Origin of the sequence: Fontibacter flavus (assembly GCF_042432905.1) — a bacterium.
GTDB classification, from domain to species: domain Bacteria; phylum Bacteroidota; class Bacteroidia; order Cytophagales; family Cyclobacteriaceae; genus Fontibacter; species Fontibacter flavus.
This window is the reverse complement of record NZ_JBHLWI010000083.1, coordinates 1-13,827: the sequence shown is the minus strand read 5'-3', so window position 1 is coordinate 13,827 and position 13,827 is coordinate 1. Positions and strand designations below refer to the sequence as shown.

The 13,827-nt window shown below is 39.9% G+C and carries 16 protein-coding genes; 11 read left to right on the top strand and 5 right to left on the bottom strand.

Going from position 1 to position 13,827, the window contains the following annotated elements:
• Positions 1-13 precede the first annotated feature (13 nt).
• Positions 14-1,051 (bottom strand): alkane 1-monooxygenase, encoded by a 1,038-nt coding sequence (locus ACFFIP_RS18175; RefSeq protein ID WP_382389191.1) that lies wholly within the window; start codon positions 1,049-1,051, stop codon positions 14-16.
• Positions 1,048-2,190 carry a family 10 glycosylhydrolase gene (locus ACFFIP_RS18170; RefSeq protein ID WP_382389190.1) on the bottom strand — a complete coding sequence of 381 codons (1,143 nt, stop codon included), beginning with the start codon at positions 2,188-2,190 and terminating at the stop codon, positions 1,048-1,050. The genes ACFFIP_RS18175 and ACFFIP_RS18170 overlap by 4 nt, the downstream gene beginning before the upstream one ends.
• Positions 2,191-2,347: 157 nt before the next feature.
• On the opposite strand from ACFFIP_RS18170, the gene ACFFIP_RS18165 reads away from it, so the two are divergent.
• From ACFFIP_RS18165 to ACFFIP_RS18115, 11 genes are all read left to right on the top strand, one after another.
• On the top strand, positions 2,348-3,526 hold the full coding sequence (locus ACFFIP_RS18165; RefSeq protein WP_382389189.1) for an HlyD family secretion protein: 1,179 nt from the start codon (positions 2,348-2,350) through the stop codon (positions 3,524-3,526).
• 11 nt (positions 3,527-3,537) lie between these two features.
• Positions 3,538-5,688 (top strand): peptidase domain-containing ABC transporter, encoded by a 2,151-nt coding sequence (locus tag ACFFIP_RS18160; protein WP_382389187.1) that lies wholly within the window; start codon positions 3,538-3,540, stop codon positions 5,686-5,688.
• Positions 5,689-5,850: 162 nt separating this feature from the next.
• Positions 5,851-6,132, top strand: a complete 282-nt coding sequence (locus ACFFIP_RS18155) for an HTH domain-containing protein (RefSeq protein WP_382389186.1) — start codon at positions 5,851-5,853, stop codon at positions 6,130-6,132.
• Positions 6,133-6,314: 182 nt separating this feature from the next.
• Positions 6,315-7,190 carry a RhuM family protein gene (locus tag ACFFIP_RS18150; RefSeq protein ID WP_382389185.1) on the top strand — a complete coding sequence of 292 codons (876 nt, stop codon included), beginning with the start codon at positions 6,315-6,317 and terminating at the stop codon, positions 7,188-7,190.
• Between the two features lie 220 nt (positions 7,191-7,410).
• A complete protein-coding gene (locus ACFFIP_RS18145) occupies positions 7,411-8,061 on the top strand; it encodes a CPBP family intramembrane glutamate endopeptidase (protein WP_382389184.1) in 651 nt (216 codons plus the stop codon).
• A gap of 164 nt (positions 8,062-8,225) precedes the next feature.
• A complete protein-coding gene (locus tag ACFFIP_RS18140; protein ID WP_382389183.1) occupies positions 8,226-8,423 on the top strand; it encodes a class IIb bacteriocin, lactobin A/cerein 7B family in 198 nt (65 codons plus the stop codon).
• Between the two features lie 10 nt (positions 8,424-8,433).
• Positions 8,434-8,607 (top strand): hypothetical protein, encoded by a 174-nt coding sequence (locus ACFFIP_RS18135; protein ID WP_382389181.1) that lies wholly within the window; start codon positions 8,434-8,436, stop codon positions 8,605-8,607.
• Positions 8,608-8,660: 53 nt separating this feature from the next.
• Positions 8,661-9,041 (top strand): hypothetical protein, encoded by a 381-nt coding sequence (locus tag ACFFIP_RS18130; protein WP_382389180.1) that lies wholly within the window; start codon positions 8,661-8,663, stop codon positions 9,039-9,041.
• A 109-nt stretch (positions 9,042-9,150) separates the two neighbouring features.
• On the top strand, positions 9,151-9,339 hold the full coding sequence (locus ACFFIP_RS18125; protein WP_382389179.1) for a hypothetical protein: 189 nt from the start codon (positions 9,151-9,153) through the stop codon (positions 9,337-9,339).
• A gap of 23 nt (positions 9,340-9,362) precedes the next feature.
• Positions 9,363-9,524, top strand: a complete 162-nt coding sequence (locus ACFFIP_RS18120; RefSeq protein WP_382389178.1) for a hypothetical protein — start codon at positions 9,363-9,365, stop codon at positions 9,522-9,524.
• A gap of 449 nt (positions 9,525-9,973) precedes the next feature.
• A complete protein-coding gene (locus tag ACFFIP_RS18115; RefSeq protein WP_382389177.1) occupies positions 9,974-10,705 on the top strand; it encodes a CPBP family intramembrane glutamic endopeptidase in 732 nt (243 codons plus the stop codon).
• Positions 10,706-10,942: 237 nt separating this feature from the next.
• Here ACFFIP_RS18115 and ACFFIP_RS18110 read toward each other — a convergent pair whose 3' ends face one another.
• The 3 genes from ACFFIP_RS18110 to hutU are packed head-to-tail and all read right to left on the bottom strand — an operon-like array spanning position 10,943 to position 13,641.
• Positions 10,943-11,362, bottom strand: coding sequence for a type II toxin-antitoxin system VapC family toxin (locus tag ACFFIP_RS18110; protein WP_382389176.1), 420 nt, complete (start codon positions 11,360-11,362; stop codon positions 10,943-10,945).
• The gene (locus ACFFIP_RS18105) at positions 11,362-11,607 is read right to left on the bottom strand and encodes a DUF6364 family protein (protein WP_382389175.1); all 246 of its coding nucleotides are present in this window, start codon (positions 11,605-11,607) and stop codon (positions 11,362-11,364) included. Before ACFFIP_RS18105 ends, ACFFIP_RS18110 begins: the two co-directional genes overlap by 1 nt.
• 36 nt (positions 11,608-11,643) lie before the next feature.
• Positions 11,644-13,641: a urocanate hydratase gene (hutU, locus tag ACFFIP_RS18100; protein ID WP_382389174.1), complete on the bottom strand. Its 1,998-nt coding sequence runs from the start codon at positions 13,639-13,641 to the stop codon at positions 11,644-11,646.
• Positions 13,642-13,827 lie beyond the last annotated feature (186 nt).

The following is a 13,827-nucleotide window of genomic DNA, read 5'->3' as shown; positions in this document are numbered from 1 at the left end:
GTCTCTCTCTCTACTAATTACCTGCAGAAGGTAGTCTTTTATTCATAACCCAAAACCAAAGTGGAGGCGCCAAGGCCATCAGCATGCTGCCGGGATATCCGGTGGGCAATTGTGGACTTTCCTCCATGTGCCGGAGAATTTGATATTTTCTGGATGCCAAATAGTGATGATCTGAGTGTCTGGTCAGTTCAAAAAGCACAATCCTGCCCATTTCATGGTCAGAATTCCAGGAATGTTTAGGCAGTACCCGTTCAGGCCTTCCGCTGGGCAGCATTTTCCTTCTTAAACCATAGTGCTCGATGTAATTGATGGTTTCCAATAGCAATACCCCAATTAAAGCAATGGCCAAGGCATAGGGCAGCATGCCCCAACCGAATATTCCGACAACAACAAGCAGATAAGCTGTTTGGTAAACTGTGAAACGGATCATTTCATTTTCCCAAGAGAAAAGAGAAAGCCCTTTTTTGCGCAAGCGATCATTTTCCAATTGCCAGGCACTGATATACTGTCCAGCAATAGAACGGAAGAAAAAAGCATAAACCCATTCATTTTTTCTGGCAGTGGCTGGGTCCTTGTCTGTTGAAACATGTTTGTGGTGACCCCTGTTGTGTTCGATGAAAAAGTGTTGGTAAAGTACGGTCAGTAAACCCGCCTTTGCCCAAAACTGCTCCCATTTATTGGCCCGATGTCCTAATTCGTGGGCCACATTGATACCCAGTGCGCCTAAGACTACACCTATACTGAAAGTCAGCCCAAGCCATTCGTAAGTGGCCAAACCACCGGTTTGTATGGTTTTAAAATAGAAATAAACCAATACAAAACAGATGGGCGCACAGAGGTAAAGGAGCATATCAAAAAAGTGGTTGGACAACCTGCTTTTTTCTTCACTTTCGGAGTAGTTGGCCGTGGAGGCCGGAAAGATAGCATCAAGCAGAGGGAATATGCCAAAGGCCAAAATCACTGTGGCCCAGGACCACCATCCCTGCCATAGCAGGGCCAGTACTGCTGAGAGCGGTATGGAGTAGGCGAGCAGGTATTTGAGGTCTTTCATTTTGAATTTTTATTACGGTAAAATTTCTTAAGCACCTCGATTTTTGCTGGTTCCTGGGCAATGGACTCCGCAGAAAACATCATGATTCCTGAAGCGGGGCTTTTGGACCCTTCCATCAATACCTGATGGAATTCCTTCGAACTGACCGTTCCGGGATTGTTATGGGCCTGTACTATGGGCCAGATTTCCACGAGCTGGTTCAAGTCTTCAGACTTGGACCCTTCAGACTTGAACCATTCTTCAAACTTAGACCTGTCTTTAGACCCTAAACTTTCCCCCAACCAGGCCACATATTCCCCCACCCAGGATGTTGGCCTTTCCTTCATGCTGTGAAAAAGCATAGGAGATAGCACATCAGCCCTTTGGGCAAAAGCCATAGGGTCAATGCCTAAGGTTTTGTACAAAGCCGAATCATAATCAGCGGGGTACCAAGAACAATAAAAAACACCCAACTTGACCTGAGGCTGTTCTGCTTTGACAATCTTGCCCATATCTTCCACCCAGCCATTTAAAATATCTGCCCTCCATTTTCTCCAGGCCTTGTCTTCATGGCTAAGGATCCAATCTGCTTTTTCACCTATACTTTCCCCTGGAATTTCTTGGTTGATTTCCTTGCCAAAAATACCGGTACAGCGCTCGCAGAAACAGGTTTCGGGTAATATCGGATCTTTGGTTTCAAACTGTGCATGCCAATGGACATAATCCAAAAAGATTCCGTCAACGGGATACTCCTTCAAAATCCCCCGAAGCTGTTGGGAGCGGAATTCCTTGAAACCGGGATGGGTAGGGCATACCCCCATAAACCAGTCTGCCGGAGAAGCCGGCAGTCCTTTTTCGTCAATTGGCCAGGCATCTGGATGTGCTTCGATATAGCCCTTGCCATTGAGTGTGGGGAATTCCACGTACACTGATGCGCCCTGTTCTTTGGCAGTAGCATAAAAATTTGGGTTGAGTGAAATGCTTCTGACAAAAACCGCATTGATCCCAAGAGAATCAAACCGGTAACCCATATCCAGTAAGGCGGCTGGATGGCCATAGACGCCTTTGGTAAAAGGTGTATCTTCTTGGTCTCCTTTATTTTGCGAACAAGACAGAAGTGAAATGGTCAATATCAATATCAATAATAAAACTGGCTTCATGAGGTGGGATTTGGTTTTACTCTTAAGATAAGGATGTTTTTTGAAATTTGAGGAAACTTATTTATCCGATTAATTATCCGTTTAACTGATGATACAGATATAAATTCTTCTAGTTACAGTTTTATTTTTATCGGAGTTTTTGATGTTAAAATTTTTCATGATGGAAACAAAAATTTTCCCTGCTGCTATTACGCAGCAAACTGTTGAGGTATATGATTCCAGAATCAGCGTCAGATCCAGGTTGATTTATCTGATTTTGTTGGGCGGATTGGTTGCTGCAGTAGCAGCTTTGCCTTTAATCTATGTCGACGTGGCTGTTCAGTCTAGAGGTACTTTTCAGTCAGCGCTTCAGCGCAATTCCCTGATGAGTTCGATGGGGGGTCGCTTAGAGAAATGGAGCCTTGCTGAAAACCAAAAGGTCAAAAAAGGGGATGTTTTAGCCATTGTAAGGGCTGAAGTGGTTCAGTTGGAGATAAATGGAGTAGCCGAAAGATTGACGCTTTTGGATGATTTTATTTCCGATTTAGGGAGCTTACTCAATCTGAATTTAGAAGGTCAATTGATTTCTTTATTACCCCTCAAATCCAAATATTATCAGGCCTCACTCTTAGAATTTCAGACCAAAATCCACAATCAAGCAGCATTGCTCGAAAAATTGGAACGTGATTTTGACCGTGCCCAAATACTTTACAATAGTAAATCCATCGCATTTGCTGATTACGATAACACAGAGGTCCAATACAAGCAGGCATTTACTCAATTGGAATTACTCAAAAAGCAGCAGGTTAACCAATGGGAACAGGAGCTGATCAACCATCAGAATGAAAAACTAAGGTTAAAAAACCAAATGGAGGTTTACTCAGAGCAAATGGACCAATATAAAATCATTGCCGGAACCAATGGTACTTTGATCAATGTCCTGAATCTGAATGTGGGGGATTTTATACACCCTCAGCAAAAGTTGGCTGAAATCTCTCCTGATACCACTTTAATTGCGGTGACCTATATTTCTCCAGTGGATATTGCTTTTATAGAGAAAGGCCAGGAAGTGGCATTTCAAGTGGATGCGTATAATTACAATCAATGGGGGCTTGCGATGGGGAAGGTCATAGATATTGCAGATGACCTTACTTTGCTTAATGAACGGGAAGCAGGTTTTTTGGTGACCTGCGCACTGGATACACCATTTTTAACTTTGTCTAGTGGTCAGGAAGGATATATCAAAAAGGGGATGACTTTCAATGCACGATTTGTGGTGGCAAGAAGATCATTATTTCAGTTGCTTTATGATAAGGTAGATAACTGGCTCAACCCTCAAATTCAACAACCATCTTAATTTTTATCATCATGGGAATTAAAATCAAACAACGGGATATAACCGACTGTGGGGCGGCATGCCTGGCATCAGTTGCGGCACATTATAAATTGCATATGCCTTTAGCTAAAATCAGGCAGATGGCTTCCACAGATCAAAAAGGAACGAATATTCTGGGGCTCATCGAAGCGGCTACGAAAATGGGTTTCTCTGCTAAAGGGGTCAGGGGAGAATTTGACGCATTGAAAGAGGTGCCGATGCCGGTAATTGCCCATGTCATTGTGAAGAAGGTACTGCACCACTTTGTGGTACTGTATAAAGTGACTGACAAAGCAGTAGAATACATGGATCCTGGAGATGGGCAAATCCATAACGTTAGTCCTGATACATTCAAAGAAATGTGGACCGGAGTATTGGTGCTGTTGATGCCTAATGATGAGTTCAAGGCCATTAACCAAAAGGTGAGCACATGGAGCAGGTTTTGGTACTTAGTCCGTCCGCACCGAGGCGTCATGTTTCAGTCTTTGATAGGTGCGATCATCTACACCATTTTGGGTTTATCCACTTCTATTTATGTACAAAAAATCATCGACCATGTATTTATAGGTAGAAATGTGAATCTCCTCAACCTGCTTTCGGTGGCCATGATCGTTTTGCTGATTTTGCAGATTGTCATTGGGGTTTTTAAAACCTTGTTTATCATCAAAATAGGCCAGCGGATCGATGCACGTCTGATTTTGGGCTATTATAAGCACCTATTGACCTTACCCCAGCAGTTTTTTGATACCATGCGGGTAGGGGAAATTATTTCAAGGATCAATGATGCCGTAAAAATCAGGGCATTTATCAATGATGTGTCCATAGGGTTCTTGGTGAATATTTTCATAGTGCTTTTCTCTTTTGCATTGATGTTCACTTTTTATTGGAAACTGGCTCTGGTAATGCTTTTGGTAGTCCCTTTATATGCATTGATCTATTGGATCACCAATCGCCTGAATAAAAAGATTGAAAGGAAGTTGATGGAAGAATCTGCCGAATTGGAATCCCAATTGGTTGAGTCCATCACCGCAGCGGGCACCATCAAGCGCTTTTTTGCAGAGGATCACGCCAATATCAAAACCGAAATCAGGTTCGTGTCCTTGTTGAGGACAGTTTATCAGTCTGGCATGAACAATATATTTTCAGGAACTTCCTCCGAAACAGTGTCCAGGTTGTTCACTATCATCCTTTTGTGGGTAGGTGCGGGCTACGTGTTAAAAAATGAAATTACACCAGGAGAACTGATGTCATTTTATGCTTTAACAGGTTACCTCACTGGGCCGGTTTCCAGTCTGATTGGCATGAACAAAACCATTCAGAATGCCTTGATTGCTGCAGACAGGTTATTTGAGATTATGGATTTGGAAGTGGAAAGTGCGGACGAAACATTTCCTTTAAAGAAGGAGGCTGTGGGTGATGTCCAATTTAAAAAAGTAAGCTTCCGATATGGTTCCAGGGCAAATGTCTTTGATAACCTGAGTTTGGTTTTTCCAAAAGGGAAGATATCAGGCGTAGTGGGAGAAAGCGGTTCGGGAAAAAGCACCTTGGTCTCCTTGCTTCAAAACTTATACCCCTTACAGTCTGGGAACATTTACATTGGAGAGCATGATATCAAGTTTATCAATAATGCCAGTTTGAGGCAAATCGTATCGGTAGTTCCCCAGCGTATTGATCTTTTTGCGGGGAATGTATTGGAGAATATTGCTTTGGGAGATTACCAACCGGATATGCAGAAGATTGTGGGTGTCTGCAACAAATTGGGCATGATGGGTTTTATCGAAAGCCTTCCCAATGGTTTTGGGACTTATTTGGGAGAAAATGGGGCATCTCTCTCTGGAGGCCAAAAACAACGGATAGCTATTGCCAGGGCACTTTACCGTGATCCGGAAATCCTGATTTTGGACGAGGCTACTGCTTCTTTGGATCCTGACTCGGAGCATTTTGTGCAGCAGACCATCAGGATATTGGCGAGCGAAGGAAAAACGATCATTTTTATTACACACCGGTTAGCTGCTGTACAGGACTTTGACAGACTCTATGTTTTGGATAAAGGCAAACTGATCGAAGAAGGTACCCATGCGGAGTTATTGACGCAGGAAGGGAAATATTTTGAGATGATCAGGAAGCAGTTGGTCTTGCTTTAGTATTGTACCAAGTACTATGTACCAGGTACTTAGTACAAGGGACAAAGAATGATCCAATCAACAACTAACTCAATAAACCAATTACAATTAAACTTAATTAACCATTAACTTATAACTAAAACTATTATGGAATTTATCAGACAAATTGAAAGGCTACAGTTAATGAACAAACTTATAAGGGAACAAAGGACTGGAAGTCCTGAAGATCTTGCAGAGAGGCTAGGGGTGAGCAGAAGACAATTGTATGTGTATTTGGAGTACCTTAAGGATATGGGGGTAGATATTCAATTTTCCAGGAGATTAAACAGCTTTGTATTTGCGTGTGAAAAGCAGGTTTATATTGATTGGCGGTTTGAAATTTTGGAACCTGCTGAAATGAGAAAGGCAATGGGAGGGGCTAGGCTTTTAACGGCTATCCCTGTTTTATTTTTCTCAAATTACTGATGGTTGCGGGGTTTTTACTATGTATCAAATTTTAACTATTTTGCTAATACTAAATTTTAAAACATGATGACACTTGAAAAACTTTTAACCTTCTTAAAAGCACCTTACCGTGCTGAATCATATACTAATCTGAAGGCCATTGATTTGTTTTATCTTTTAGGCATAAAGGGCCTTCTATAAAAATGAAAAACGAAATTATTTTATACCATCCCAATGAAGTTGCCGAGCATATAGAAGTAAGGATTGATGAAGATAAGGAAACACTTTGGCTAACCCAAGATCAGATTGCTCAACTGTTTGGAAGGGATAGAAGCGTTATCACCAAACACCTAAAAAATATTTTTAAAGAAGAGGAATTGGATGAAAAAGTGGTCAGTGCATTTTTTGCACAAACCACTCAACATGGCGCTATAAAGGGGAAAACGCAGACAAAAAAGGTGAAGTTTTATAATCTTGACGCTATTTTATCTGTTGGCTATCGTGTCAATTCCAAGCAGGGTACCCAGTTCCGAATTTGGGCGACCCGTGTTTTAAATGATTATCTCCTAAAAGGTTATGCCATCAATAACCGGATGAATCGATTAGAGGATAATTTTGAAAACTTGAAAAGCAAGGTTGATCAAATTGAACTTCAAATAAATACCCACCTTATCCCCACCCAAGGGATCTTCTTTGACGGACAAATTTTTGATGCCTACGAATTAGCATCCCGAATTATCCGATCAGCAAAGGAAAGCATTGTGCTTATAGATAATTATATAGACGAAACCACCCTGACTCATGTAGCCAAAAAAGGCAGTAAGGTAAAAGCCCTTTTACTTACGAAAACAATTAGTAAACAATTGGAACTGGATTTACGAAAAGCCAACCAGCAATATGGCAATTTTACGGCAAAGGGATTTAACCAAAGCCATGACCGTTTTTTGATCATTGATGAAAAAGATGTGTACCACTTGGGCGCTTCGTTAAAGGACTTAGGTAAAAGGTGGTTCACGTTTTCTAAATTGGAGAAAACATCGGTACAGAATATTATGGACTCTATTTTAGAATTTATATGAGTTTCGATAAACTCACCTACCACAAAGGCGATGTCCTAAGCCTGTAGAAGGGTTGGAAGATGATGAAATTTTGGGAGACGTGTCGAACCTAACCAGACTGTTTATAGAATTTCATGAACACCTTTATAGTCAGAAAGTAGCATAAATACAGAGCTTTTGTGACATGTTTTAAATTATTTCATGTTTAAACTGTTTTACTAAAACTTAAATTTTAAAATATATGAAGACGTTGGAAAAACTTTTAATCTTCTTAAATACACCTTACCCTGCAGCATCATATACTCATTTAAAGACCAATGATTTGTTTTATCTTTTATTGATTACGCTGGCCGTTGTGATGGTGATACCTTATGCCTTTATTTTAAATTGGGCTGGAATGGATCACTTTGATCATAAAATCATGGAGATTTTGGAAAAGAATAAATGGTTGGTTGCGGTGCTTGCTATATTTTTTGCTCCAATTCTGGAAGAACCGGTATACATGTTACATTTGGACCTGAAAAAATCCTCTATCCTTTGGAGTTTGGGTTTATCGCTTTTGTTGATTAACAGTATATGGTTCCCATTGGTCCTATTTTGGATGTATTTGATTTTCCTTTATGTGAAAGTCAAGCAAGGACAGACGCCTAATCTAAAGTTTGTAGTATATTTTTCTGCGGCGATGTTTGCCTTGGTCCATATGGGTAATTTTACTGATTTTGATTATGGAAATTATTTTTATTTGGTGCCTTTGTTGGTTTCGGCACAGTTTGTCATAGGTTTAGTCTTAAGCTATATCCGCTTGAACCATGGGATAAAATGGGCGATTATTTTCCATGGGCTATATAATGCTGTGGTTTTTATTCCAGCAATTTATTTTTACGAACCATAAAATTTTAAAATATTTTTTCTGTGCTGTTTTTATGCACGGAGTGAGGGTAATTTAGGACTATGATCAGTTGACGGGAAGTATGCTAGCTAAGAATCCGGTAGGCTGAGATTGGGAAAACCCAGCGCCCGGTAAAGGTTGGGGAAAAAATGAAAATTGTTTAAATTATGGAAAAGTTTAGAGAATTGAGTTTTGAGGAGATGCAGGAGGCAGATGGAGGGGCGGTCCCATTACTTTTGCTTGCAGGAGCAGTTGAACTCTGCGGCGCTGCAATTGGTGCAGGCTGTGCTTTATTAGCTGGTGATATTATACTTAATTTTAAAAGCTACAGTGACCAACTAAATAATAAATTAAAAAATTGTTAACAACAAAGATATGAAAGAACTAAATCTTAAAGAGTCTAAATCAATTTTTGGTGGAACTTCCGATTTTGGGTCATGGCTAATTGGTAAAATAGGGGATTATTTTTGTAGTTGTAAGAAAAAAAATAATTCAACAACCAGTAGTCGTATATATGGCCCTACTGGTCTTTATTATCCAAATTATTAATTAGGTCTAACGAATATAGGGGAAATATTTCCCCTATTCCTTTTAATTAGTCTATGAAAAAAAATTATTTAAGCCTTTTTTTGCTTTCAATCTTGATATTTGTTCTATTCAGATTTCCTTATCGAACATTTATTTATTCAGAAGGTATCTTTGATTTTTATGTTGCCGATACTTCACCTAATTTTTTATCAGTTTTTGTATATGTTTTTTATCATAAATGGAGATTCGCTAATCATCGTTCTAGTATTTTCTTAATTTTAAGTATTTTATTAGGCTTAATTTTTTATGAAATAGTATTTCAGCGATTTATTTCTATTCAAACATTTGATTTTAAAGATTTAATTGCAAGTTTTCTTGGATCAGTAATTTGTTTTTTTGTTTGCTTAAAGTTTGAAAATAGAAAATTTAAAGATGAAGTGCATTTATGGAAGTAAGTTACTCCGCCTTTTAGTCTGTGAGCATTCACTAATTATTGTAGAACGAGATTGATAGCTCCTGATGCCGGAGAAAGGCTGGGAGAAAAAATGAAAATTGTTTAAAATTATGGAAAAGTTTGAAGAATTGAGTTTTGAGGAGAAGTTCCAAGTAACTGGAGGGGAAGGTGGACTTGCAGGATTAGTTTCTGATATTGTACATTATTTCAAATGTAATTGTAATTGGAGTTGGAGTTGGCCAAAAACAGATTTTGCTAATTCAGCAACTCTGGGGCCTAAATCTTTTAAAGCGACCTGAAATCTAAAAAAAATAGTAAGCATTTGAAAGCGAATTCTCATAAGAAATATTTTGAAGATCTGAATGATATCGATCTTAAGAATATCACAGGGGGTAATCCTTGGTTAGCAAGAGGTGTAATTGTTTGGTTTATTACACAGTGTATAGATGGAGTAGTAGATGGACTGAATAGACCTTGTGAATAAGTTGAATGTTAGTTATGGAGGCTTAATGCCTCCATTTTTTAAAAAAATTAAATCATGAATAATACATTAAAAAATCTCTTTGTTTTCATTATTGTAATGATGTTGGTTTTAATTCTAAGTGATGTTGAACATTATAAGCAGCGAGGGCCATTAGATTTTTTATATCTTTTTTTAAAAGTTTTGATAGGAACTATAATCTCTGTTTTTGTCATAAGAATACGAGAAAAAAAGCAATAGTTTTTTAGTTCTCTTCCCCATGTCCTTTCAGGAGTAATTTGGACCTATCTGTATTTCCGAAATGGAGGGATTTTGGCAGCTATTTTTTCCATGCCTTATGGAATTTGGTGCCATTTTTTAAGGTATGGATGGATAGAGTTTTTTAATCTTTTTGTATTTTAAGTGTCTGGCAAAGTGAATGCTATTTCTAAAATTTGAGACCTCAAAAAAATATGATCGAATTGATTTTTGGCCTCAGTATTTTGGTGGCCTTAGTTTTTAGTATCCATGGGATTTCAGTGCTTGTAGCCTATAGGAAAAACCTGATGGGTTTTGTCGGCTTGTTTATCGACAAATATCACCTGAAGGTCATTGCTGCCTTCTTGATGCTTGTTTTTGTTCTTTTTGCAGGATTGACCTGGTTGAATGTCAAATGGAATCTGATTTCAATTGAAAAGGCTTTTGATCTCAGTGCTTTGCTGAAAACTGTTCCATCTGAATTGTCAGCGGTAATTTTTGAGGAGCTTTTTTTCAGGGTTTTTATTTTTTCCAGTCTATTGTATTTTACTAATAAACAAACAGCTGCTTTAGTACTGACTGCATTGCCTTTCTCCTTTGCCCATTTTCCTGATAATTACATAGAAGTGCTTAGCTACTTTCTTGGAGGGATTATGTATGGCTATGCTTTTTTGAAATTCCAGACGGTATGGGTACCCATAGCCACCCATTTTTTCTGGAATTTTATCGAAGGACCTGTATTTGGTTTTCCTGTTTCCGGAACGGAACAGGAGGGGCTGCTAAAGCTTGAGATTGTTCCCGACATGTTTTTTAATGGAGGCGATCAAGGTCCTGAAGGAAGTGTTTTGGGGATTTTACTACGCTTGGTGATTATTTTGATGATCTATTTAATTCCGAAGGGTTCTGAAAATCATGGGTTTTTAAAGTTTAAAGAATATATTCCGTAACAAAAAACTTGGTGAACAAACTTGTTGTATGATGAAAAAGAAAACCATTTTGTTTTTAATACTTATTGTTTCCTTAATTATTTCAATAGCGATATTCAAGGATTGGGAAAATTTTAAAAGAGGGTTAAAGGTGAGCCACTGATCGAAAAAAAGGATTTAGGAAATAGTGCTGATTTAATTGATTCGTAGGAATTACTTGCTTTTTAATAGAATAAAAAAGGCTGATGGGTTTTGTAGTCAAGTTGCATCCAGACTTTTTATATATTCTTTAGCTGTCAAAACAGGTATTTCAGCTTTTTGGAAATCTCTTTTGTTCCTTGTAATAATAAGTCCAATGTGATTTTGTAGGGCAGTGTGGTATTGTATGGCATCTTCAAAATCATTGAAATCAGAGCTTAGTGCAAGCTCAATGATTTTATCATCTATCGAGAGTACATTTACCAAAACCTTAAATTTTAATAGAATTTTCCTTGCTTGAGAAGGATTGTAATATTTGGACAACAAGTAGTTAGTGGTTGTGATAGAGAGTGAAGAAATAAACAACTCCACCTTCCTTTCATCTGCTAAAGTAAAAAGTGTTTGAGCATCCTTGTAAAAATCTTCTCTCTTCTGGATCAGATCAAGGACAATGTTGGTATCTACAAATAACCTTTCCATCAGGAATATTTTTTTTCTAAATAATCATAGTATTCCTTCTTATCCATCTCGTCGCTCTGGCTGGGTATAACACCTGTTAAACTCTCTACCAGCGAACTTATTTTGGGCTCTTTTTCCGTTGTTTGGGTTAAGCTATGCAAATAATTTTCAATTAAGTTAGAAAGGCTCATGTCCTGGCTTTTGGCGTATGCTTTGGCCTTTTCTATAATTTGTTGATTCAGGCTTAAGGTGAGTTTGGTGTTCATTTGATATCAGAATTTACGTGTAAATTTAAAAATTTCTTACGTAAACTCCAAGAGATCCTCATCCACCATCTCCGGAATTGTCACCTTCAGTCCAGGTGTTCTCTCCATTTCCCTTTTTATCGCAAATAAAGCCTCCTCATTTCTGGCCCAAGCCCTTCGGGAAATGCCATTGTTGACATCATAGAATAACATGGATTGGAGTCTGCGATTGGCTTCTTCGGTACCATCGAGCAGCATGCCAAAACCTCCATTGATCACCTCACCCCAGCCCACGCCACCGCCATTGTGGATGGAAACCCAAGTAGCCCCACGGAAACTGTCACCGATCACATTGTGGATGGCCATGTCTGCAGTAAACTTACTGCCATCATAAATGTTGCTGGTTTCCCTGAAAGGCGAATCCGTACCGCTGACATCATGATGATCCCTGCCCAAAACAACAGCTGCCGAGATTTCTCCTGCTTGGACGGCTTTGTTGAAGGCTTCAGCGATTTTGATCCGACCTTCTGCATCAGCGTAGAGGATACGGGCCTGTGAACCCACCACCAGTTTATTTTTGCCAGCTTCTTCTATCCATTGGATATTGTCCTGCATCTGCTGTTGGATTTCTGTAGGAGCGGTGGCTTTAATCTCTTTCATAACTTCGAGTGCAATCTGATCGGTTTTTTCCAGGTCTTCTGCCTTTCCCGAAGTACATACCCAGCGGAATGGGCCAAAACCATAATCAAAACACATGGGACCTAAGATGTCCTGCACATAGGAAGGATAGCGGAAGTCTATGCCGTTTTCTGCCATTACCTCGGCCCCGGCACGGGAAGCTTCCAAAAGGAAAGCATTGCCATAGTCAAAGAAATACATACCCTTGGCCGCGTGGCGGTTGACTGCAGCTGCATGGCGACGGAGGGATTCCTGAACCTTGGTTTTGAAATTTTCAGGATCCTTGGCCATGAGCTCATTGGCTTCCTCGAAACTCAAACCTACAGGATAATACCCGCCCGCCCATGGATTGTGAAGGGAAGTCTGATCCGAACCGAGTTCTACGGTGATATTTTCCTCGTCAAACTTCTCCCATACATCCACTATATTTCCTAAATAGGCGATGGATACGATCTCTTGATTTTCCTGGGCTTTTCTTACCCTTGTGACCAATGCATCCAAATCTTCTACCAATTCATCAACCCAACCTTGTTCATGTCTTTTGTGAGCGGCTTTGGGGTTAACCTCTGCACAGACAGTGATGCAGCCTGCGATATTTCCGGCTTTTGGTTGGGCGCCAGACATGCCTCCCAAACCAGCGGTCAGGAAAACCTTTCCTTTGGGATTGGTACCTGCACCCAATTTTTTTCTGAAAGCATTCATCACCGTGATGGTCGTACCGTGAACAATTCCCTGTGGGCCGATGTACATGTAGGAACCTGCAGTCATTTGTCCGTATTGGGTGACGCCTAGTGCGTTGTATTTCTCCCAATCATCAGGCTTGGAATAGTTGGGAATCATCATGCCGTTAGTAACCACAACTCGAGGCGCATCCTTGGAGGAAGGGAAAAGCCCCATGGGATGTCCGGAGTACATGTGGAGGGTTTGTTCGTCCGTCATTTCGGATAAGTATTGCATGGTGAGCAGGTACTGGGCCCAGTTTTGGAAAACGGCGCCATTGCCACCGTAGGTAATGAGCTCTTGTGGATGTTGAGCCACGGCAGGGTCCAGGTTGTTTTGGATCATGAGCATAATGGCCGCCGCCTGTTGGCTTTTGGCAGGATATTCCGAAATCGGCCTGGCGTACATCGCATAATCCGGCAAAAAGCGATACATGTAAATCCTCCCGTATTCCTGCAATTCTTCAAAAAACTCTCTCGCCAATTCCGCATGCCAGGCCTTAGGGAAATAACGCAGCGCATTCCTAACCGCCAACTTCTTCTCCTCTATGCTCAAAATATCCTTTCTCCTAGGAGCATGGGAAAAATCAGGGTTCGGCTGTTTTTTGGAAGGTAAGGTGGAGGGTATGCCTTGGGATAATTGTTCTTGGAAGGTCATGATTTTCTGTTTTTTTGTTTCTAAAATGCTGAAGCAAAAATTAATGCTTGCTACTTAATTAGGCTTTTCCTTGTCATACTAAGTTTGGCAAATGTAAACTGTTGCATAATTGTCAGGATATTATTTGGTTTGTCAGGTAAGCAGGGCGCTGCTACCAGGCAAAAGCAGAAGGAGTAAGAACGTTAC